Here is a 21,928-nt window from a genome sequence, read left to right as displayed (position 1 = left end):
CCACTCGCCGCCCGGACGCCCGCCCCCGGCTACGACCTCAGGAGTCCTCCCGCAGCCCGAGCCGGTCGTGCAGCGCGCGCAGCGGCCGCGGCGCCCACCAGTTCCAGCGCCCGGCCAGCCGCATGAGCGCGGGCACCAGCACCGGGCGCACCAGCAGCGCGTCGAGGATGATCGCGAGGCTGGCGCAGAGGCCGAAGAACTGGATGAACGACACCCCGGACGACAGCATGGCCAGGAAGGACACCGACAGGATCGCCGCGGCTGCGCTGATCACCCGCCCGCTGCGGGACAACCCGTCGACCACCGAGGTGTGCAGATCGGCGCCCTGGCCGTGCCGTTCGATGATGCGCGAGAGCACGAAGACCTCGTAGTCCATCGACAATCCGAACGCGACGCAGAACAGCAGCACCGGCATGGCCACCGCCAGCGGCGTCGCGGTGTGGCCCAGGACATCGGCGAGATGGCCGTCCTGGAAGATCCAGACGGCGACGCCGAACACGGCGCTCATCGTGAGCAGGTTGAGCAGCAGCGCCTTGATCGGCAGCAGCACGCTCCCGGTCAGCAGGAACAGCAGCGCGAACGTGGTGCAGGCGATCAGCACCAGCGCGACGGGCAGCCGGCCGCCGATCGAGCCGGTCATGTCCACAAGCTGCGCGGACAGCCCGGAGACCAGCACCGGAACCCCCTGCGGCACCGGCACGGCGCGAACGGCGCGGGCGAGTTGGGCGCCCCGGCTCGAGTACGGCTCGATGTCGTTGAGCACCGAGAACCAGGCCGCGTCCCCGGCGGTGAAGGCGCCGGGCGGCGCCGCCGTGCCGACCGCGGTGCCGCCGACGAAGGAGCCGGCCACGCTGTCGACCCGGATGACCCCCGGGATCCGGGAGACCCGGGCGGCATAGTCGGCGGCGCGAAGCACGCCGTCCGGTCCCTGACCCCAGCGGTCCGCGACGATGACGACGGTGCTGTTCCCGGTGCCGGCGAACTCGCCGCGGATCGAGTCGGCGACCATCCGGCTCTCCGCGTGTCTGGGCAGCGCCCGGTCGTCGGCGACGGCGAAGCCCACATGGCCGAACGGCGTCGCCAGCACGAGCAGCACCAGCACCACAGGCGCCGCCGTCAGCACCGGGCGGCGCAGCACGAACGCCGCGACCCGGCCCCAGAAGGCGGTGTCGCCGCCGGCCACCCGGCGCCGGGGCCACAGCGACCACCTGTCGATGCGGTCCCCGAGCACGACGAGCAGGGCCGGCAGCACCAGCAGGGCGGCGCCGACGGTGGCACCGACGACGGCGATGCCGGCGTACGCGAACGAGCGCAGGAAGTACTGCGGGAACACCAGCAGGCTGCACAGCGCAACCGCGACGGTGGCCGCGCTGAACATGATCGTCCGGCCCGCGGTACGCATGGTGACGGCGAGCGCGTCCATCATGTCGGGGTCGCGGCCGCGTTGCTCGCGGTAGCGCGACACGAACAGCAGGCTGTAGTCGACGGCCAGGCCGAGGCCCAGCGCCGTGGCCATGTTGATCGAGAAGACCGACACGTCGGTGAAGACGGCCAGCAGCCGCAGCACCCCGAGGGTCATGACGATCGAGAAGATGCCGATCAGCAGCGGCGCACCCGCCGCCCAGAGGGTACCGAAGACCAGCAGCAGCAACACGAGCGTGATCGGGATCGCGATCGACTCGGCCTTGGCGAGGTCCGTGGTCACCTGATCGTTGATGTCGTTGTTGATCTGGGTCTGCCCGCCGAAGGACACCCGCACCGCGCCGGTGGTGCCGGCCAGCTCGTCGTGCAGGTCACCGACCCGCTGCTCGCTGCGGTCCTCGTCGCCGTCGACGTGCACCAGCACCATGCCCTTGTCCCGGTCCCGGTTGACCAGTTGCGGGAGCATGTCGTCCCAGTACACGCCCACGACGTTGACCCCCGCCGTCACGGCGAGGCGCTGGACGACCCGGCGCGCCACGTCGCCGGCGTCGACGTCGAACACGTCGCCGCCCGGTTTCTCGATCATGATGACGAGGTTCGGCTCGGCGCCGTGGAAATGCTGGGCGAGCACCGCGCGGCCCCGTACCGAATCCGAGCCGGCGTCGTCGAAGCCACCGGTCTTCAGCACGCCCACCACGTCGCCGCTGAAGGCGATCGCCAGCGCGGCCAGCAGCAACGCGGTGAGCAGGACGAGCTTCGGGCGGCGGGCGACCAGCGGCAGGTCCGCGCCGGCACCCGGGCGGGCGGTGACCCCGCTGTGCCGCCCGGCCCGGGTCGGCGGAGATGTGACTGGGGTCATGTCAGGCGCAATCTGCGAAGGAGGCCACGGGTCATGCGGGTTGCGGCACGGTGACCTGGCACGCCGGGTCGAGATTCCGGGCCAGAAGATCGACGGTGTTCTCGATGTCCTCCGGGCTGTGCTCGGCGGTGACGAAGAACCTCAGCCGCGCCAGTTGCTCCTTGACCGCCGGGTACAGGATCGGGTTGACGCTGACGCCGTTGCGCAGCAGCGTGTCGGACAGCCGCAGCGCCTTGACGGAGTCCCCCGTGATGCACGGGATCACCGGGGTGCCCGCGCTGGTGCCGACGTCGACGCCGGCCTCCCGGGCGAGACGCAGGAACAGGGCGGCGCGGTCGTGCAACTGCGCGATCCGCTGCGGCTCCTCGCGGAAGATCCGCATCGCGGCCAGCGCCGCGGCGGCGTTCGCCGGGCTCATCCCGGCGCTGAAGATGAAGCCCGGCAGCGTGTACCGGAAGTAGTCGATCAGCTCGTGCCGGCCGGCGACGTAGCCGCCGCAGCTGGCCAGCGACTTCGACAGCGTGCCCATCCACACGTCGACGTCGCCGCGGTCGACGCCGAAGTGCTCGCCGACGCCGCCGCCGCGCGCGCCGAGCACGCCGACGCTGTGCGCCTCGTCCACCATGAGCAGGGCGCCGTGCCGCTTCTTGAGCGCGATGAGCGCCGGCAGGTCGCAGATGTCGCCGTCCATGCTGTAGACGCCCTCCACCACGATCAGCACGCGGCGGTAGCGGTCGCGGATCTGCTCCAGCAGCGCGTCCAGGGCGGCGATGTCCTGGTGCGGGAACGGCTGGCGGCTCGCGCCGGACAGCCGACAGCCCTGCAGGATGCTGTCGTGCGCGAGGGCGTCGTGCACGATCAGGTCGTCCGGGCCGACCAGGTGGCCGATCACGCTGATGTTGGTGGAGTGCCCGCCGACCAGCGTGATGGCGTCCTCGGCGCCGACCAGGTCCGCCAGGGCGCGGTCGAGCTCGTCGTGCAGGGCGCGGTTGCCGGACAGGATCCGGGCGGCGGACACCGAGGAGCCGTACCGGTCCACCGCCTCCTTGACCGCGTACGCGACCTCCGGGTGCCCGGCCAGCCCGAGGTAGTTGTAGCTGGAGAAGGAGATCAGCTGGCGCCCGCCGATCCGGGTCCGGCTGTCGATGACGCTGTCGTGGACCAGGAAGTACGGGTTGGCCACCTGCAGCCGGTCGAGGATCGCACCGCGCTGCTGGAATTCCACCACCTCGGGCAGGTACGCCACGTCGGCGATCTCGGGGCTGCGCGGCGCGGGCCACACCGGGCGGGGCCGGGGCTCCGCGGCGACCGGGACCGGTACCGGCTCGGGGACCGGCGGCGCGGAGACCGGGTGGCCGCCCTGCTGCGCCCGGGCCAGCGCCTGCGCGAGCTCGCCGACGGTGGTGATGCCGAAGACGTCGGCGGGGGTCAAGGACAGGTCCGGCCAGCGTCGTTTCACGGCCGCCGTGAGCTCGGCACTCATGATCGAGTCGAAGCCCAGGTCGGCGCCGAACGAGTTTTCCGCGTCGACCAGGTCGGGCGGGTAGGCGCTGATCCGGCCCACCATGACGCGCAGTTCGCCCAGGATCTGGGCGGCATCGCTGGGCGACACCTTCTGCGCGGGCACCGGCGCCCGCGTCGCGGGCGCGGCCGGCAGCGCAACGGCCGGGGGGCTGGATACGGCGGCATCCGCCGGCGAGCAGGCCACACCGGATGACGGCCCGAGGTCCCGCACGCCGGTACCGGCATAGTGTTCCAGCGGCTCGGCGCTGAAGCTCTGCAGGGCAGCGAGTTGCTCACGCAGAAGCAGGATGACGTCGTTCATGGGCGTCCGCTCTCCATTCCTGGTTACGGCCAGAAGCGCGGCGCGCTCCGGTAGACGAGACTCGATCCGGGCCGGCAGCGCCGGAGCGGCCGCGGCCGGCACCCGGGCACCGCGCGCGGCCGGCCGCGCACGACCGTCGCGGTCGGTGTGCCGGATCGAGTAGTGCTGGGTTGCCAAGGGAGACGGCGGCAGGGTCAGCAGCGGCACCCGCAGCCCCGCGAACAACGGCGTCAGATTCACGGGTACGCCGGCGACGGCCAGCCGGCCCAGCCCCTCGAGCAGCGCGTAGCCGTCGTCGGGCTCCGCCGGCATCAGCGAGATCGCCTCGAGGGCCCGCGCCGACGGCGTCTTGGCGGCCATGCCGAGCAGGGCGTCCCCGGCGCAGACCTGCACCAGGATGCGGGCACCGGACTCGACCGCGACGTCGACGGCGTCGCGGAACAGCACCGGCGAGGAGCCCTGGCGGCTCCACATCGCCCGCAGCGTCTCCGGGTCGGTCGGCGCGCCCGGATCCACGCTGGACACCAGCTTGCGGCTGGGCGTGCGCACCGGCAGGTTCGCCGCGTGCACGGTCACCGCCGAGTCGACCTCGGCGAGCAGCGGCGAGTGGAAGGCGTGCGACACCCGCAGCGGCACCACCTGGACGCCACGGTCCCGGCACCGCTCCACCAGGCGCGCGACCGCGTTCCGGTGACCGCTGGCCACGGTCTGCAGGGGATGGTTGTAGCAGCCGGCCCAGACGCCCTCGATGCCGGAGCGCAGCTCCTCGAACCCGGCCGGGCCGATCCGCACCGCGGCCATGGTGCCCGGCGGCGGCTCCTCGCCGGCGGTCACGGCGGCACCGCGGTCGACCAGGAAGTCGATGCCGTCGCCGGCCGTCAGCGCGCCGGCGGCGACGGCCGCGACCAGTTCGCCGGCGCTGTGCCCGAGCGTCACCTCGGGCGTCACCCCGCAGTCGGCGAGCAGCTGGGTCATCCCGATCCCGGCCACGCCGAGTGCGGGCTGGCAGATCCGGGTCGCGCTCACCTCCGCCTCGGCGTCCGGGCCGGGCTCCTCGCACAGCAGCTTGGAGACCGCGGTGCCGGTGCGCCGGTCGACCACGTCGGTCAGCGGCCGCACGTGCCGGTCGAGGACGGGGAAGCGGGCGACCAGGTCGCGCAGCGTACCCGCGCGCAGCGACCCCTGCCCCGGGTAGAGGAACGCGAGCTGCCGCTGCTCGGCCGGGAGCGGCGCCGCGCCCGCGTACACGCCCGGGCCGAGGCGGCCGAGGGTGCCCGCGGCCAGCGCCCGTGCGGCGGCCGCGAGCCGGTCGGCGAGTTCCGCCCGGCTCCGGCACATCACCGCCAGGCGGGAGGTCAGCAGCAGGCGGCTGGCCATCGTGCGGGAGACGGCGCCGGGTGTCATCGCCTCGTCGGCGGCGACGATGCCGGCCATCCGCTCCGCGTACGCCGCCAGCAGGTCGTGTGAGTCCGCGGAGAGCAGGACGAGCCAGGGGCGGTCGTCCCGGCCGCGGTCCACGTCGACGGGCTCCTGCTGCTCCGGCACCTCGCTGAACACGGCGTGCACGTTGGTGCCGCCGAAGCCGAACGAGCTGACGCCGGCGCGGCGGCAGTCGTCCGCCACCTCCGGCCAGGGCCGGGCCTCGGTGGTGATCTCCAGTCCCGCCTCGGCCAGCGGCAGGTCGGGGTGCGCGGTGAGCGCCGGCTGCGGCGGCACGGTGCGGTGGTGCAGCGCCAGCGCGGTCCGCAGCACGCCCGCGGCGCCGGCCGCCGGCAGCGTGTGCCCGATGGTCGCCTTGCCGGACGACAGGTAGCAGGGCCGCCGGACGGCGCCGCCGGAGCGCAGCCGGCGTACCGCCTCGATCTCGACCCGGTCGCCCACCGTGGTGCCGGTGCCGTGCGCCTCCAGGAAGTCGATGGCGCCCGGCGCGACACCCGCGTCCTCGTACGCGGCCCGCATCGCCGCCTCCTGGCCCTCGGCCCGCGGCGTCATCGGCCCGGAGCCCTTGCCGTCGTTGCCCGTGCCGATGCCGTTGAGCACCGCGTAGATGCGGTCGCCCGCCGCGACCGCGTCGGCCAGCGGGCGTACCAGGGCGAGCGAACCGCCCTCGCCGAGCACGAACCCGTCCGCGCGGGCGTCGAAGGGCCGGCACACGCCGGCGGCGGACAGCGCCCCCACGCGGGAGAAGCCGACCAGCGCGCTCGGGGTCAGGTTGAGGTAGACGCCGCCGACCAGCGCCGCGCTGCACGACCCGGTCCGCAGGTGGTTGACGGCCTGGTGCAGCGCGACCAGCGCGGAGGAACACGCCGCGTCGACGGCGAACGACGGACCGCCGAGGTCGAGCAGCTCGCTGACGGCGCACGGCCCCATGTTGAGCAGCGAGCCGGCGAGCGAGAAGGACTGTGGCGCGTCGACGGCCCGCGCCGCCGCGGCCGTCACCGCTTTGAGCAGTTCGGGGTCGTACGTGTCCGGCGACATCGAGCCGTCGACCAGCATCCTCGCGAGGGCCCGCGCGGCGGCCACGTCCTGGTAGTCGGCCGAGCTGATGCCGACGAAGACCCCGGTGCGCGCCCGATCGAACTCGGTGCGCTCCCAGCCGGCGTCCTGCACCGCCTCCCGGGCCAGGTCGATGAGCAGGCGATGCTGTGGATCCATCGCCTTGGCACGCCTCGGTGGAATCCGGTGGTGCAGCGCGGCGAAATCCTCCACGTCATCGAGGAAGGCCACCCGATCGGTGTACGTGGAATGCGCATCGCGGCGATCGGTTGAGAAAACTGTCTCGTGATTCCATCGCGTGGACGGAACGGTCCGGAATTGCTGAGCTGCGTTCAGCGAGTTCGCCCAGAACTCGACGACGTCCCGAGCACCCGGAAAACGGCAAGAAAGACCGACAATCGCAATGTCCACTGATGTCCCCATGCTTGCGTGCGGTTGACGGCTCGACCGGAAAGCCGCCACGAAAAGCGCAGAACGCACCGATGCACCACCGCCAGCGGATGCGCTTTTTACGGATGCTACGGCAGCTTTCGCAGTCCAAGGTAGAACAACGCGACATCGGCAGGGTGATCTTGTAAACTCGGTCACCCGGAGGGGGTTCTCCACTGCGGAAGTGCAGAACGCCACGCCTGGTCCGGCACACCGGCCGGCACATACGCGAATGCGTTTTGGCGATCGTGTCGAATGTGGTCGGAGGGGCGCCGCGGGAACCCCGCCATGCGCGTGTCTGTCGTTGCGGCGGTGATGTCCACGGATCGGCGGCCCGCCGTCCGGCGGTGAATTTCCGCGTTCTCCACGGCCGCCCGATCGCCCGCTCACCCGCGCTCCCTTTTGGTCATTGCGGCGCGGCGCGGCGCACCCGGGTGGCCGCCGGGCACTCTTCTCGTCCTGTCCTTCGCATTTACCGGGGCCAGCGAATGACCGCGCGATCAATCGGGTGATGCCGGTCGGTTCGGATGCGGGACGGCCGGGCCGGCCCCGGCGGGCACCGAAACGCGACGGGAGTGTCGTGACCGGCGGCTCAGCCGTACCCCGGACGCGAACCTCGCACGCCCGCGGGCGTGCGATCTTGGGCCAGATCCACCCGTTGGTAGGCATTTAGACACGCTTGGGTGTGTCCGTGGGGTTTCGGCGGACAAATGGCCTACTTTGTGCTCCATGAAGAACACAACCATGCGATGGCTCGCCGTCGCCGTGGCGCTGATAAGCGTCGCCGTCTCCACCCCGGCCCAGGCCGCCCCGGCTCAGCCCCCGCCGCGGCGGCTCAACGCGGTCGCCTACTACGGCACCCTCGACGTGATCGCACGCGAGACGCTCGGCATCCGCGCCCGGTTCACGACCATCGAGGGCCGCCCCGTGGTGGGCCTGCCGGTGCAGTTCGTCACCACCGGCGAGCGCTGGTTCATGTGCGAGGCGACCACCGACTTCAACGGTTTCGCCGAGTGCCGCAACGGCCCCATTCCGCCGCCGATCTCGCTGGCGAACCTGCTGGTCAACGGATACGACGCCATCTTCGAGGGCAACCGCTGGTTCAGGCCCGTGATGGCGCACAACAACATCGGCGTCGGCTGACCCTGCCCTGTCAATAGGCGGCCGGCGCAGGCCGCCGACCGCTGCGCCGTTCCGGCGTTCTTCATGAACGAGAATCCGGCGTGTTCACGGCGCCCCCGCAAGAACCTTTCCGCGGATCCGCGCCGCGCTCACCCCGAGACGATCCCAACGCCCCCGCCCGGCCATGCCGAGCGGGGCGTTGGGCGTCGGGCACCCGTCCGCCCGGCCCGCCACGATGATTCTGCGCGACCGATGAGCAATTCGGGTCCGCGGTGGACATTGATCAACGTGCGCCGCCGCCACGTTCCTCCGGCATGCCGGAGATGGCACCATCAGACGTTCCACCAATACCTGACACGGACAACTTCCGATATCCTTCGGTTCCAGGGATTCATCCGCGCTCGGAGATGAGAAGCTGTGCCGGACTTGGACTACTCCCGCGAAAAGCTGCTCGAAACCCTCCTTCAGGTGCAAGGCCTCGCGGAGCGTCCAGCGCGGGACGCGCGAGTCGAGGAACTGAACGGCGCCCTGCCGGCCCCCCTTTCCTTTGTCCGGTCGGACGACGCCGCCGAGGACCTGGCCGCATTGCTGACCGCGATCGGCGGCGTGCCGGGGGGCCTGCGGCTCTTCGCCGAGATCGTCATCCGGTGGCATCCGGGAGAGGCGTCCAAACGGTTCGGTGCGCTCGCCGCCACCAGCCGGCCGCTGCGTCCCCGGGCCTATCGTCCGGAGGAGCGCATCGTCGGGGACATCCCCATCCGCAACCGCAACTTCACCGGCCGGATCGAACTCCTCGAACAACTCGGCAGCAAGCTCTCCAAGGACTCCGCGACATCGGTGCTTCCCCCGACCCTCAAGGGCCTCGGCGGCGTCGGCAAGACCCAACTGGTGATCGAGTACGTGCACCGGCACCTCCATCAGTACGACATGATCTGGTGGATCCCCGCCGAGGAGACCACCACGGTGCTGGCCGCGCTGACCCAGCTCGCCCAGCGCGTCGACCTGCCGATCGCCGACGACCAGCAGGAGACCGCCCGCACGGTGCTCAACTGGCTGGCCGTCGGCGGCGACGACCGGGACTGGCTGCTCGTCTACGACAACGCCGACGAGCCGTCCGGGCTGCTCCCGCTCCTGCCGTCCACCGGCGGCCACGTGATCGTGACGACGCGGATCGAGGAATGGAGCACGATCGGCATACCGATCGAGGTCGACGTGTTCCGCCGCGACGAGAGCGTGGAGATGCTCACCGGGCGGACCCGCGACGACCCCAACGTCCTGCCGATCACCGAGGCCGAGGCCGACGAGCTCGCCGAGAAGCTCGGCGACCTGCCGCTCGCGCTCGAGCAGGCCGCGGCGTGGTATCTGGCGACGGCCATGCCCGTGCGGGACTACATCGACCTGCTGGACGAGCGCATCGAGCTGCTGAACGAGGGCAAGCCGGCCGACTACCCGCGTACGGTCGCCGCGTTCGTCGCGGTCGCCGTCGAGAAGCTCCAGGAGATCGACGCGGCCACCGCGCAGTTCTTCGCCCTCTTCGCCTACCTGGGCGGCGAGCCGATCCGGCAGTCGCTGCTGCGCCGCGGCGCCAACGCCGACATCTCGGCCCCCCTGCGCCGGGCCCTCGGCGACTCCATCCTGACCGGACGCATCGTCCGCGAGCTGCGGCGTTACGGCCTGGCCCGCACGGTCGGCCGGGCCACCTCCGCGGCCGCGCCGCTGTCCGGCGACCGGTCACCCCGGGTGCAGGTGCACCGCCTGGTGCAGCGCGTGCTGCGCGACACCCTGACGGCGGAGCTGCGCGAGGAGACCCAGCGCAACGTCCAGCGGCTGCTGGCCGTGGCCCGCCCCGGCGACCCGGACGAGGTCGGCGAGCTGGAGCTGCAGAGCGAGATGGGCCCGCACCTCACCCCGGCCGACATGGTGCACTCCGGCACCCCCGAGGGTCGCCAGACCGTGCTGGACCACTCGCGCTACCTCTACATCGTCGGCGACTACGAGAACAGCCGGACGCTGGCCGGCCGGGCCGCCGAGGAGTGGGGCAAGAACACGTCCGACGAGATGCTCGGGCCGAGCGGATTGACGACGCTGCTGGCCCGGGCGCAGGTCTCCAACGCCACCCGGGCGCTGGGCGACAGCCGGACGGCGGCCGAGCTGCTGGAGGACACCTACAACCGGTTCCTGACGAGCCCGTTCCTCGGCCGGGAGCACCCCTACACGCTCATCACCGGCAACCAGCGCGGTCACGTCATGCGCATCGAGGGTCTCTACCGCGAGGCGCTCGCCTTCGACCAGGAGAGCTACCGGCTGCACCGGGAGGTCTTCGGCGACGAGGAGGCATACACCCTGCGGGTGAAGGGCAACCTCGCCGTCGACTTCCGGCTGATCGGCGAATTCGCCGAGGCGCTCGAGCTCGACGAGCAGATCGCCTCGCACTGGGCCGACCAGAGCATCGTCGACGCGAGCGTCATCCGGACCCACATGAACGTGGCCCGCGACTTCTACGGTCTCGGCCACTACCTCGCCGCGCTGAAGCGACTCAGCGAATGGCTGCCCGAGCAGGAGCGGCTGCTCGGCGCGAGCCACGGATTCGTGCTGATGTCCGAGCGGACCCACGCCATCACCCTGCGCAAGCTCGGCCGCCTCGCCGAGGCGCTCGAGGTGATGCGGGTCAACCACGAGCGCACCACCGAACGCTTCAGCCAGCAGTTCAACCGCAGCCACGAGTTCTCCGTGGCGGCCGGTGTCAGCCTGGCCAACGTGCTGCGCCAGGTCGGTGAGCTGGACGAGGCGAGCGAGCTCGCCGACGACGCGCTCAAGCGCTACCGGGACGACTTCGGCGGTGACCACCCGCTGACCCTCGCGGCCGAGGTCAACCGGGCCATCCTGCACCGGGCGACCGGCGACCTCGACGAGGCGTACGCGCTGGACGACCACGCGTGGCAGCGGCTGCGGGAGAAGCTGGGCGACGAGCACCCGTACACGATCTGTGCCGGCACCTCGCTCGCCACGGACCATGCGCTGGCCGGGCGGCGCGACGACGCGCTGGGCCTGTCCGAGGAGATGCTGCGGCTGAGCCGGTCCGGCGACCCCAAGAGCACCGCGGCGCGCGACGGCAAGGAGAACCCCTACATCCTGATGCGGGCCATCAATCTCTCGCACGACCTGCGCGCCGCCGGCCAGGAGGAACGCGGCACCACCCTGTTCCGCGAGTCGCTGGCCCAGCTCGAGGGGCTGCTCGGCGCCAACCATCCCGAGGTGCGCGCGGCGGCCGGCAACAAGCGGCTCGAGGGTGACATCGAGCCGCCGCCGACCTGATCGTCAGCGGCCGTTCCGGTCGGCCCACGCGGCGTGGGTCCGGGCCAGCGCGGCCAGCGCGTCGCGATCGACGTCGGCCGGGACCGGCTCGGCCAGCAGCCGGTCTGCGGTGATCCGCAGGGCCGCCACGAACTCCTCGCCCGCGGGCGTCAGCGAGCCCGACTCCTCGATGCTGGTGAGTCCCCGATCGACCTGGAGGCGGGTCTCGGCGAAGCGCCGCGTGGCGATCGCCTCCGCGTCGCGCAGGGCCAGCCACGTGTCCGCCACGCCGGCGAAGGCGTACACCCCCTGGAGCAGGCCCGGCAGCGGGCGCGGGTCGGTGCGCCACGGCGCGAAGTAGCGCCGCTCGTCCGCGGGGTCGGTCAGCCGCGCCAGGTGCAGCACCGCGCTCAGCTTGGAGTGCTGGAATTCGTGAACGAGGGTAACCGCGAAGTCGGCGGCGGTCGGCGGCCGGGTCAGGCCGAAGACGCCGAAGGCGTGCCGGATGGTCGCGCTGCGCGCCGATCTCGGATCGGTCTGCACCAGCGGCACCAGCGACTGCAGGCCGGCGCCCAGCTCGCCGGCGCGCTCCGGCGAACGGGTCGCGAGCAGCACCCAGGCCTCGGCGAACACGGCCCGCCACCGGTCCACCTCCTCGTCCGGGAGGCGATTCGCGGGCGGCACGTGGTGCCCGTGGCGGTAGGGGTGGAGATCGTCCAGGGCCAGGTCGATCGCCTGCCCGGCAGCGTCCGCGGTCAGCCGGCGCACCGGTAGCCAGCCGCGCTCGGCCGGCACCTCGACGACGCCGCCGGCGGTGAGCACGAACAGCCGCCCGCCCGCGGCGCTCACCCGCACCGACGCGGCGTCGCCCGCCTCGATCGCGCCGAGCCCGGGCAGCATGGCGAGGCCGTGATGCACCGGTACGGCGACGGAACCGTCGACGCCGGTGCGGGCCGCCGCCACGATCGCGATCGCCGAGATGTGTCCGAGGTCGGCCGCCGTGGCCTCGCCCCGCATCGCGGCCCGGCCGGCGATCGCGGTCCAGCCGCCCACCATCGGGGCGCCCGCGACGGCGGCGAACCCGTCCGGGTCCGCGCTCCGGGCGCGTTCGAGCAGGTCGCGCGCCTGCTCACCCGCGGCGCCCTGCCGCTCGAGCAGGAAGCGGATCAGCAGCAGATGCTTGCTCAGCTGCGACCTGCGCAGCTCCCGGATCGCCTCGGCGCCGCCGAGCCCGGCCGCCAGCCGGCCGAGGACCGCCCCGGACAGCCGATGAACCGCGGTGGTCACGCCGGCCTCCCGCCGCGCGACCGCAGATCGGCGGCGACGCGGTCGTAGACGTGCCGGACGAAGGCCCGCAGGTCGGCACAGTAGACGGAGGGCGCCCGGAAGCCGACGCCGCGGCGGTAGCGGTGCACGTAATGCCCGCCACCGCAGAAGGCGACCGCGGGGCAGGCCTGGCACTCGTCGGACAGCGCCGCGCGGCCGATCTGCCGTGCCACGATGCCCGGATGGTCGAGGGCCTCGTCGAACTCGTTGTGCCGCACGTCCAGGCCGGTCGCGCAGGCGCCCTCGTAGGCGCTCTTCAGCGCGTCGACCTGCTCGATCGCCCCGTCCGACTCCACCACGATCACGCCGAACGGGCTCAGGCCGAGCTGCTCGCTGCGCCCGGTGCCGCCGAGCACCAGGCGGATCGCGTCGTCGAAGATCCGGATGCGGGGTGGTGACGCCTCGTCGTACCAGCGGTCGAAGATCGCGATGAGCCAGTCGGCGTACGGCGTCGCCCGGCCGGGCACCGCGGGTGGCGGCGACTCCCAGTTCGCGTGGGGCAGCAGCAGGTCGATGGCGGGCGGGTCGAAGGCGCGCAACTGCTCGTAGCAGTCGAGCGGATCGGTGTCCACGGCGACGGTGCAGAGCAGCCCGGCGTACGCGGCACGATGCTCCGGGCGCTGTAACAGCGACAGTGCACGCTGGACGGCGGTGAAGCTGCCCCGCCCGTTCGGCATCCGGCGGTGCCGGTCGTGGTTGGCGGCGGTCCCGTCGACGCTGATGCCGACCTGGATGCCGTGCTTCACGAACATGGCGGCGGCCGGCTCGTCGATCAGCACCCCGTTGGTCTGCATGCCGACGTCGACGCGGCACCCGGCCGGGAACACGGCCCGGGCGGCCCGCACCAGCTCGGCGAGCCGCTCGCGGCCGTACAGCAGTGGCTCACCGCCGTGCAGCACGATGCGCACCCGGGCGAGCCCGTGCTGCCGCGCGTGCGTGGCGAACCGGGTCAGCGCGGCGGTCCGCACCTCGTCGGACATGGTCCGCGGCCGTTCACGCCAGCTCTGGTCGGCGTGTTCGTAGACGTAGCAGTAGTCGCAGGCCAGGTTGCACCGCTGGTGGACCTTGAGCACCAGCTCCCGGAAGGGGACCGGGCGATGACCCGCGGCGCGCGCCGCGGCCACGTCCAGTTCGGCGTACGGCCAGGGCGCCGCGCGGTGATGCACCGCGCGGACGTCGACCGCCGAAGCCATGACCCGTCAATCCTCCGACATGAACGAGCCGAACGCGCTGAGCGCGTCGTCGCCGTCGTCGAGGCCGGCCTGCACCACCCGCAGCGACCGGCCGATCATGCCAAACCCCTCGTCGGCGATCGCCGCGAGGGGAAGAGCCGACACATCGGCTAGTGGAATCCAAGAATCCTCACTGGGAGGATCCGACGATTCGGCACTCACATGGACCTCCCTCGGCGCTATGGCCGGGGGGCCAGGCCTGTCAGCTCAAGTCAAAAATCTGGTGTGTTGATCGCAACGTAAAGCATTACCGGGAGGAAACGAGGACGTCCGACACAGGGTACGGGGTATGCCGTTGCCGGTTCAGCGGTTGGAGCCATCTGACAAACTCTGACGCGCCCGGACCTCTCACGCGGACGGCGCCTCGACGCAGACCAGGGCGCGCGTTCCCTGAGCGACCTGGAGCACCACGGGATGATGTCGCCCGAGGGACCGCCGCAACTCCCGGAGTACGCCGTCCAGCGACGGCGCGGATCCGTCACCCTCGTGGCGGGCCGCCCGGTCGGCGGCGAAGTTCGCCGCGGCGAGCAGCGTGTCGAGGTGGAGCTGCCCATAGAGGTTGAGGGCACGCAGGTACGCCTCCTCGGACAGCTGCCGGGCCCCCGCGGGCGTGCACAGGGCCACGGCGGACGCGAGATTGGTGACGGCGGCGACGGTGAAGGGGTGGTCGGGGCCGAGCCGTCCGCGGAGCGCCTCGTAGGCGTCCTGCCCCATGGCCCGCGCGTCCTCCCAGCGCCGCATCGCGAGGTAGGTGGCGACGATGTTGACGCGCGCCGCGTGGATCAGCGGGTTGTCCGCCTGCAGGGCCTTCTCGTACAGAACCTTGGCCCGCTCGCCGAAGTGCAGGGCCGCCGGCAGCTGACCGAGATCGCGGAGCGCGTTGCTGAAGCTCATCGCCACCGTCAGGGTCAGCTCCCGGGTGACGCCCACCTGAACGATGCAGGCCTGTTGGCAGGCGCCCAGTTCCTCGGCCGCCGTCCCGGCGTCGCCCAGCCGCCGGTGTGCGACCCCGGTCATCCGGCGTGCGCGGAGCAGGTCCCGCTCCCTGCCGTGTCTCAGCACCGGCGCGAGGCACTTGACCACATCCTCGTAGTGCCCGAGCCCGTACAGGCTCTCGGCGAGGGCGTTCAGCAGCCGGTGCGCCCGGCGATCACCCGGATCGTGGCGGCTGTGGAGCCGCAGCGCCGCCTCGTCGTCGTCGGCCGCCTCCCGGAATCTGCCGAGAAACCGCAGGCTGACACCGCGGTTGTAACGGCTGGCGGCGATGCGGAACTCGTCGACCCGGGGCGATCGCAGGTGCCGCTGGTACGTCGCGTCGTCGAGATCGAACGCCTCCTGGTAGTGGCCGGCGAGCCGCAGGTCGTGCCCCCGGCTGCGGGCCAGGTCGAGCGCGATCGTGTGGTCGGCGTACGCCGGATCGGCATTGACCTGATCGGACATCTGCGCCGTCAGGGCCTCGGACTCGCGATATTTGCCCGCCGCGCGCAGCGCGTTGGCGAGATCGCGACGGATCTGCAGGTACACGTCGCCGTTCAGGCCGAACATGGCCTCGCCGGGGAACGAATCCACCGCCTTCTCGCCGAGGAGCCGGGCGGCGGCGATCTTGTTGTTGAGGAACAGGAATCGGATCTGATGGCGCACGGTGCGGTAGGCGGTCGCCTGCGGCCAGTCCACCAATCCGGCGGGCAGGACGTGCGGCGCGATCGCCCGATGCGTCGGCCACGTGTCCCGGTCCTCCGGATGGCCCGGGTCGGCCTTGACCAGAATTCCCCGTACGTCGTTGCGATTGCGCTCCCCGGCGGCGTCGGGAAGCAGTTCGCGGAGTACGAGCCGGATGAGCGCGGGGATCTCGACGCCGTCCTCGGGCAACCGGCGGGCGAATCCGTGCTGAACCAGTATCGGGATCTTGCGCCGCAATTTGTACTGGTCGCGGAGCAGCGTGCGAACGGGGGCCGAGATGTTGCCATCGGCTCCCGCCAACAGCAGGGGCACCCAGACCGGGCCCGCGCCGAAACCGATGAGAAGTGTCAGAAGCTGGAGTGCCTCGCGGTCCCCGGCAATGTCATCCAGGGCGGCGCGGAGTTCCCGGACGGCCCGTTCCGGATAGAGGTCGAGCCGGGAGGATCCGCCCGGCATCACGTTCTCCGAGGCGGCGAAATGCGCCGGCAGGTCGTCCCACGAGGAAACCGTTCCGTCGTGGTAGAGCCGGCAGATCGCCTCGAGCGCGAGCGGCATGCACCCGACTGCCGCGACCGCCTCCGCCGTCTGGGACTTGCTCATGTGCGGGTCCTGTTTCCGCAGGTACTGGGCGACCTCGCTGATGTCGAAGTCCGGCACCTTGATCCCGAAGTACGTATTCTCACGCGCCAGGCCCGCGTTCCGCGTCGTCACCATGACGCTGCCGCCGATCGTGCGGATCAGCGGGCGGACGTCATCGGACTGCACGCCGTCGAAGACGAGCAGATAAGGCCCCGGGTCACCGAGGGTCGCGAACAGCGCCTCCAGCGTTTCGTTGACGTCAGGTGACCTACCGACGCCAAGGCGCCCCGCGAGGGTGAGCAGGGAAGCAGTGGCTCGTTCGGCGTCCCGCGCGTCCACCCACCAGACGACCGCATATTCGGCGGCGTGCAGGTTGACGTACTCGCGGGCCATCTGCGTCTTCCCGACACCGATGGGCCCGTAGAGCACGAGCGGCGCCCGGGAATCCTCGGCCAGGCGCTGCTCAATGGCGTCGAGCAGCAGGTCACGCCCGGTGAAATGGGGATCCCGCTCCGGGATCTCACCCCGCACGGCCGCGGGGGCCGCGGCCGCCGGCGGCGCGGGCGCGCGGTAGGTCACCGGCCGCCGGCGCGGAGCCAATCGCCGTGTCACCTCGCCACCGGCGGGCGGCCGCGGAATCTGGCTCCACAGCTCGACGCCCTTGCCCAGCTCCTCCTTGACGTCGACCGGCTGATCCGCGCTCTCGCAGAGCACGATGATGATCGACCGGATCTTGTTCCAAGCGGGCAGCGGATCGCCGCGGAACAGGGCACTCACGGTCTCATGCGAGACCGGCTCCAGCTCCCGGTTGCCGCGGATCGCCTGGCTGACGATGCGCGTCGCGGGACGACCCGCCAGGCCGTAGAGCCGGTGCAGCCGAATGAGGAGCTCGCGATGATCGCCCTCGGGCACGCGATCGAGGTCCGGCAACGCGATGGGCACTCCACACGCTCCGAGGCACGTCGCATGTCGACAGAGATGTCAGACCACTAAGGATCGCATGATCCGCAGTTCTGTAACAACTGGGCGCGCGGCGCCCACTTTCCGATCTTGTCGGCACCGGCCGGGACGCTTCCCCGGCAGAACATGTCAGCGGCGGCCGAACTTCTGCGGCAATTTGTCAGACCGCCTCGGTATGAGGTCAGGAAACCCCTGATCAAAGCACTTCTCGGTAACGCTGGGAACAGGTCCCGACGGACCTGCGGTTTCCGAGGAGAGTAGATGCTCGAACAATTCGACCCGACCGTGATCGCCATTGCGCTCACGCTATGGCCCGCGGCCAGATCAATCGTCTTCATAGGAGCCGCCGCGGTGAGCTTATGGTCCCGCCACGAACAGCGCAGGAGGACCGCCGAGCGCATTATGCGACTCCTGCGGCCCCCGGCGAACCACGACGAGCCCCGCCACTGATCGTCGCGGCGGGATTCGGCCGATTCCCCGGGTCTCCCCCGGCGTGGCCGGCGCCCGCGTATCGTCGCGACGAGCGTCCCGGGTCGCGAGAGAGGGCAAAACCCATGATCGAGCTACTTACCGACCTGCCGGACGGCACCCTCGGCTTCCGGCTCTCCGGGCCGGTCAGCCGCGACGAGTACGTGAAGATCCTGCTGCCGCCGATGAAGGCCGCGATCGAGGGCGGTCGCGGCGTGCGGCTCCTGCTCGTCGTCGGGGACGACTTCGGCTGGTTCGAGCCGGGCGCGTTCTGGGAGGACCTGAAGTTCGGCCTCGGACCGGGGATCGCCCATCACAAGGCCTGGGAGCGGACCGCGATCGTCTCCGACGCCGACTGGGTCCGCCACGCCATGGGCGTGTTCGGCTGGCTGATGCCCGGCCAGGCGCGCGCCTTCACCCAGGCGGGAATGGACCAGGCCCGGACCTGGATCGCCGAAGACCTCTGAAGCAAACCGCCGTCACCACGAGGTGTCCGGCATCATTGCGAGGGCGTCGAACGCGTCATGACGTTCATAGCCCCTGCATGCCGATACGCCGGGGGGTCGTCCGGGCCGGCCAGGCGACGTGGTCGACGGAGAGCCAGGGTGCGGCGGCCACCGCCGTAGGCGTCAGCCCGGCGAACTCCTGCACCTCGCGGTGCAGGTGAGGCTGGTCCGAATAGCCGCTGACGGTGGCGACCCCGGCGGGCGCGTGACCCGCCGCGAGCAGGTGGACGGCACGGTCGAATCGCACCAGCCGGGCGGCACGTTTGGGGCTGACGCCAAGCTGGGCCCGGAAGCGGGACCACAGCCGCTTGCGGCTCCAGCCGACCTCGTCCGCCAGGGTTTCGACCCGGAGCCGCCCGTGACTGGCGCGGATCCGGCGCCAGGACTGTGCGACCTCCGGGTCGACCGGGTGACGCACGCCCAGCCTCCGGCCGAGCACGCCGGCCGCGATCGCGAACCGTTCGTCCCAGGACCTGGCGGCCCGCAGCCGCTCCTCGGCCCGGGCGGCATCCCGGCCCCAGACCTCCTCCAGGGTCGCCACGGTGCCGCTCAGGTCGGCCAGCGCCGCCGCTGCGATCGGCTCCAGCCGGATCTGCAGGCACTCGGCCCGGTGGCAGGTCGCCCGAAAATCACCGGGCAGGAGGCCGGCGACGACGCTGCCACGCCGGTATCCCCCCGAGGACTGCCAGCCCGCCCCACCGCTGTCGCCGAGGTCGATGAAGACGGTGACCAGCGGGTACGCGACCATGGCGAGCTCGGCGGCGGGTGTGCCCGGACGCTGGCGGAATCCGGCCATGCCGACCCCCGGCGGGCAGGCCGCGGGCCGCGGCACCGCGACATCCGCCCAGGCCACCACGGAACAAGCCTAGGTCCGCTGCGCGACGAAGCCCAGCAGCAGCTTCGCGGTCTGTTCAGGAGACTCGAAGATCGGCATGTGCCCGACACCGGGCAGCAGCTCGAGCCGGGCGCCCGCCACCTGCTCGTACCGGTGTGCCATCGACACCCGATAGCGGGGATCGGCGTCACCGAAGATCACGAGGACCGGAACGTCGAGGGCCGCGAGCCGCTCGGGCGCGCTCCGCTCGGCGAGGTACGCCACGTTCTGCCGCATGAGCGCCCGCATCCTGCCGTACCCGAGTCCACGCATCTCGGCGAGCACGTCGTCCGGGATGACCACCGGCCGGGCGCACATCGAGTTGATACCCCGGCGCATCATCGCGTCGGTCCGCCTCGGCCACACCAGCGGGCCGAGCGGCGGCGCCATCAGCGCGCGCACCAGCAGCGGATCCGGACGGACCGAGTCGAGGCTCGGCCCCGTACTGATCAAGGTCAACGACCCGACCAGGTCGGGCCGCTGCTCGGCGAGCGCGATGCCGGCCCACCCGCCGCTGGAGTGACCGGCCACCGCGACGTGCCGCAGCCCGAGGTCGTCCAGGACCGCCGCCACCCGGCCCGCCTGCGCCGGCACGTCGTAGGAGGAAGCGGGGGCGGACCGGCCGTAGCCCGGCAGGTCGACCCGGAGCACGTGGCGGTGCCCCGCGAGCATCGGGACCATCGGCTTCCAGAATCCGCCGGTGCCGGCCGATCCGTGCAGAAGCAGCAGCGGCGGCGCATCCGGCCGCCCGTCGTGTACGACGTACATCCCATCCGCAGAGTTGTTCACACCACCGACGATGCCCCCGCCCGGCCCATCCGTCTTGAACGAATGTCGCGGCGGGGCTGCACCAGGACCGCCGGGTCACACGTCCGGGACGTGCCCCGGGCGCTCACCCGGCCCCATGGCGCGCCGGATCGGAGCCGCGCCGGCCGGGTCCGAAACTCTCACAACGCTGATGAATCCGTCCCCTGTCGTCGCTCCGACAATCACCCGCTCGTCCAACGACATCATCACGAATCCCGGACGACCCGGCGGACCCCCGAGAACGCCATGATCCGTGCCTGCGCCGATGACATTCCAGTCCTTCATCAGGCGCACTCGCGCCCAGTGCGGCCGTGCCGGAATCTCCGCGTCCACCGGACCGACCGAGACAAGGAATTCGCTCACCCCGGTGAGCAGCCCGCCGGTCTTCGCGAGCGTCCACCAGGCGGCGTTCGCGCTCTCCACCAAGGCCGGGTCGTCGAACACGAACACGGCGTCCTCCCGGCCATCCTCATGCGAGCATGCGAAAAGCATCCAAGCCGCCGACGCGGGCAACGTCACAGCGGACCAGTCGAAGTCCACCATTTCAATACCCGCGGTCCGCAGTGAAGCGACGATCATGCTCGGGCTCAGCATTCCAAAATCCGATCGGGTAAGGGTGGATGGTGTCCACGGTCAGATTTCAGAGCTGAGGCCGCGCGGCGGCGAATACCTTGAGCAGCAACCCGTGGAGCTGGTCTCGTTCGGCGGGAGTGAGGCCGCTGAGCAGGCTGTCGTCGACAGCCGCCGTTTCCTTCAGCAACCGCGCCAGCAGTTCCCGCCCGCTCGCCGTGATGGTGACCAGCACGCGCCGGCGGTCGGCGTCGTCGCGGGTCCGGCCGACGTGGCCCGGGCCCGCCAGTTGATCGATCACCTTGGCCACGTCGCTGGGGTCGACGCTCAGGCGGGTGCTCAGGTCGCGCTGGGCGTGCGGGCCGAAGTCCGCGAGGGCGGCGAGGACCGACATGTGCCACATCCGCAGGCCGAGCCCGGCCAGCCGGTCGGCGACGCGGTCTCGTCCCGTCTTGCCGCTGAGCGACAGCAGGTAGACGTTGATGCCCATCAGGGTGGGCGGCCTGGCCGTCGGGTTCACGCGCTCCATGTTAGGTGCAGTCCTATAGTGGGCTCAAACCTACGATTGGAGAGTCATGGACGCGCTACACCCCCGGCTGCTGGTCGACGACTTCCCGGCCGTCTTCGCCTTCTACGCGGCCGTGCTGCCGAAACTGGCCGGTGCCCAGCTCGCGGCCGGCGGCCCGGACGGGCCGTACGCGAGCTGGGACGTCGGCGACCAAGGGCTCCTGTCGATGTGCGACGCGCGAATGATGAGCGGAGCGGCCGGCGCGGAGCTGACCACGGGCGGCCCCGTGATGCTGGTCTGCCGGGTGGCCGACGTCGACGACGGCGCCGACCTGTGCCAGGCGCACGGCGCGACGGTCGTTTCACCGCCGGCCGACCGGCCGGAATGGGGGCCGAATCTGCGCACCGCCCACCTGAGGGACCCGCAGGGCACCCTGATCGAGTTGCAGTCCTACTGAGCCGACATGGCCCGGCCCACGTGCGCCGAGGCAGCCACCGAGTCCACCAAGGCCAGACCAGGCCAAGCGCCCATTTCGAGACGATGAAGCCACGGCAACAGCGCGAGGATGCCGCAGACCGCGCGGCCTCGGAGGTCATGGTTTCGCCGCAGCCGGCAGAAGCCGCTGACGGTCCAAACAGACCCGCGCCCACCCACGACACGCCTCGATCTCCGACGACGACGCGGCAGGCTCAGATCCCCCTGTCGTTGCCCTGAGCCGGGACAACGACGACTCATGAACCACGCTGGAACCGAACCGACAATCACCGCAACAGACAGTGCCCCACCAGCGCACCCACCCAGGTAAGCGCAGCGAAACCAAGAAGCCGCCGAGCGCGCAACAAACCGATGCGCCAGCGAGCACAAGAAGACCGATACACCAGCAAGAAGACCGATGGCCAGCGAGCCCGAACCGATGCGCCAGCGAGCACAAGAAGCCGATGCGCCAGCGAGAAGTCCGATGCGCCAGCGAG

The 21,928-nt window shown here is 71.4% G+C and carries 14 protein-coding genes; 4 read left to right on the top strand and 10 right to left on the bottom strand.

Annotation, left to right across the window (positions count from 1 at the left end; translation table 11 throughout):
* Nucleotides 1-37: 37 nt before the first annotated feature.
* A complete protein-coding gene (locus tag AB0F10_RS14715; RefSeq protein ID WP_360623879.1) occupies nucleotides 38-2,281 on the bottom strand; it encodes an MMPL family transporter in 2,244 nt (747 codons plus the stop codon).
* 31 nt (nucleotides 2,282-2,312) lie between these two features.
* Complete coding sequence (locus tag AB0F10_RS14710) at nucleotides 2,313-7,025, bottom strand: aminotransferase class I/II-fold pyridoxal phosphate-dependent enzyme (protein WP_360623877.1); 4,713 nt, start codon at nucleotides 7,023-7,025, stop codon at nucleotides 2,313-2,315.
* Nucleotides 7,026-7,760: 735 nt separating this feature from the next.
* Here AB0F10_RS14710 and AB0F10_RS14705 point away from each other — a divergent pair.
* The gene (locus AB0F10_RS14705) at nucleotides 7,761-8,174 is read left to right on the top strand and encodes a hypothetical protein (RefSeq protein WP_360623875.1); all 414 of its coding nucleotides are present in this window, start codon (nucleotides 7,761-7,763) and stop codon (nucleotides 8,172-8,174) included.
* A 396-nt stretch (nucleotides 8,175-8,570) separates the two neighbouring features.
* Complete coding sequence (gene fxsT / locus AB0F10_RS14700; RefSeq protein WP_360623873.1) at nucleotides 8,571-11,468, top strand: FxSxx-COOH system tetratricopeptide repeat protein; 2,898 nt, start codon at nucleotides 8,571-8,573, stop codon at nucleotides 11,466-11,468.
* Nucleotides 11,469-11,471: 3 nt separating this feature from the next.
* On the opposite strand, the gene AB0F10_RS14695 is transcribed toward fxsT (AB0F10_RS14700), so the two are convergent.
* From AB0F10_RS14695 to fxsT (AB0F10_RS14680), 4 genes are all read right to left on the bottom strand, one after another.
* Nucleotides 11,472-12,734 carry an HEXXH motif domain-containing protein gene (locus AB0F10_RS14695; RefSeq protein ID WP_360623871.1) on the bottom strand — a complete coding sequence of 421 codons (1,263 nt, stop codon included), beginning with the start codon at nucleotides 12,732-12,734 and terminating at the stop codon, nucleotides 11,472-11,474.
* Nucleotides 12,731-13,966 carry an FxsB family cyclophane-forming radical SAM/SPASM peptide maturase gene (locus AB0F10_RS14690; RefSeq protein WP_360623869.1) on the bottom strand — a complete coding sequence of 412 codons (1,236 nt, stop codon included), beginning with the start codon at nucleotides 13,964-13,966 and terminating at the stop codon, nucleotides 12,731-12,733. Before AB0F10_RS14690 ends, AB0F10_RS14695 begins: the two co-directional genes overlap by 4 nt.
* A gap of 6 nt (nucleotides 13,967-13,972) precedes the next feature.
* Nucleotides 13,973-14,110, bottom strand: coding sequence for a hypothetical protein (locus AB0F10_RS14685; protein ID WP_360623867.1), 138 nt, complete (start codon nucleotides 14,108-14,110; stop codon nucleotides 13,973-13,975).
* Between the two features lie 243 nt (nucleotides 14,111-14,353).
* Nucleotides 14,354-17,206 carry an FxSxx-COOH system tetratricopeptide repeat protein gene (fxsT, locus tag AB0F10_RS14680; protein WP_360623865.1) on the bottom strand — a complete coding sequence of 951 codons (2,853 nt, stop codon included), beginning with the start codon at nucleotides 17,204-17,206 and terminating at the stop codon, nucleotides 14,354-14,356.
* Nucleotides 17,207-17,778: 572 nt separating this feature from the next.
* Here fxsT (AB0F10_RS14680) and AB0F10_RS14675 point away from each other — a divergent pair.
* Nucleotides 17,779-18,159, top strand: a complete 381-nt coding sequence (locus tag AB0F10_RS14675) for an STAS/SEC14 domain-containing protein (RefSeq protein WP_360623863.1) — start codon at nucleotides 17,779-17,781, stop codon at nucleotides 18,157-18,159.
* Between the two features lie 64 nt (nucleotides 18,160-18,223).
* On the opposite strand, the gene AB0F10_RS14670 is transcribed toward AB0F10_RS14675, so the two are convergent.
* From AB0F10_RS14670 to AB0F10_RS14655, 4 genes are all read right to left on the bottom strand, one after another.
* A complete protein-coding gene (locus AB0F10_RS14670) occupies nucleotides 18,224-19,054 on the bottom strand; it encodes an AraC family transcriptional regulator (protein ID WP_360623861.1) in 831 nt (276 codons plus the stop codon).
* Between the two features lie 9 nt (nucleotides 19,055-19,063).
* The gene (locus AB0F10_RS14665) at nucleotides 19,064-19,861 is read right to left on the bottom strand and encodes an alpha/beta hydrolase (RefSeq protein ID WP_360623859.1); all 798 of its coding nucleotides are present in this window, start codon (nucleotides 19,859-19,861) and stop codon (nucleotides 19,064-19,066) included.
* A gap of 75 nt (nucleotides 19,862-19,936) precedes the next feature.
* A complete protein-coding gene (locus AB0F10_RS14660) occupies nucleotides 19,937-20,473 on the bottom strand; it encodes a hypothetical protein (protein ID WP_360623857.1) in 537 nt (178 codons plus the stop codon).
* A gap of 46 nt (nucleotides 20,474-20,519) precedes the next feature.
* Nucleotides 20,520-20,969: a MarR family winged helix-turn-helix transcriptional regulator gene (locus tag AB0F10_RS14655; RefSeq protein WP_360623855.1), complete on the bottom strand. Its 450-nt coding sequence runs from the start codon at nucleotides 20,967-20,969 to the stop codon at nucleotides 20,520-20,522.
* A gap of 55 nt (nucleotides 20,970-21,024) precedes the next feature.
* On the opposite strand from AB0F10_RS14655, the gene AB0F10_RS14650 reads away from it, so the two are divergent.
* On the top strand, nucleotides 21,025-21,414 hold the full coding sequence (locus tag AB0F10_RS14650; protein ID WP_360623853.1) for a VOC family protein: 390 nt from the start codon (nucleotides 21,025-21,027) through the stop codon (nucleotides 21,412-21,414).
* Nucleotides 21,415-21,928 lie beyond the last annotated feature (514 nt).

The organism is Actinoplanes sp. NPDC026623, from assembly GCF_040638275.1.
GTDB lineage: Bacteria > Actinomycetota > Actinomycetes > Mycobacteriales > Micromonosporaceae > Actinoplanes.
Note: the sequence above shows the minus strand (reverse complement) of the source record. Positions and strands in the feature narration are given on the sequence as shown.

What these genes read in the sequence shown, in the direction of transcription:
- AB0F10_RS14660 (WP_360623857.1), bottom strand. Translation starts at nt 20,473, where the DNA reads ATGCTGAGCCCGAGCATGATCGTCGCTTCACTGCGGACCGCGGGTATT.
- AB0F10_RS14715 (WP_360623879.1), bottom strand. Translation starts at nt 2,281, where the DNA reads ATGACCCCAGTCACATCTCCGCCGACCCGGGCCGGGCGGCACAGCGGG.
- AB0F10_RS14710 (WP_360623877.1), bottom strand. Translation starts at nt 7,025, where the DNA reads ATGGGGACATCAGTGGACATTGCGATTGTCGGTCTTTCTTGCCGTTTT.
- AB0F10_RS14705 (WP_360623875.1), top strand. Translation starts at nt 7,761, where the DNA reads ATGAAGAACACAACCATGCGATGGCTCGCCGTCGCCGTGGCGCTGATA.
- AB0F10_RS14650 (WP_360623853.1), top strand. Translation starts at nt 21,025, where the DNA reads ATGGACGCGCTACACCCCCGGCTGCTGGTCGACGACTTCCCGGCCGTC.
- AB0F10_RS14690 (WP_360623869.1), bottom strand. Translation starts at nt 13,966, where the DNA reads ATGGCTTCGGCGGTCGACGTCCGCGCGGTGCATCACCGCGCGGCGCCC.
- AB0F10_RS14675 (WP_360623863.1), top strand. Translation starts at nt 17,779, where the DNA reads ATGATCGAGCTACTTACCGACCTGCCGGACGGCACCCTCGGCTTCCGG.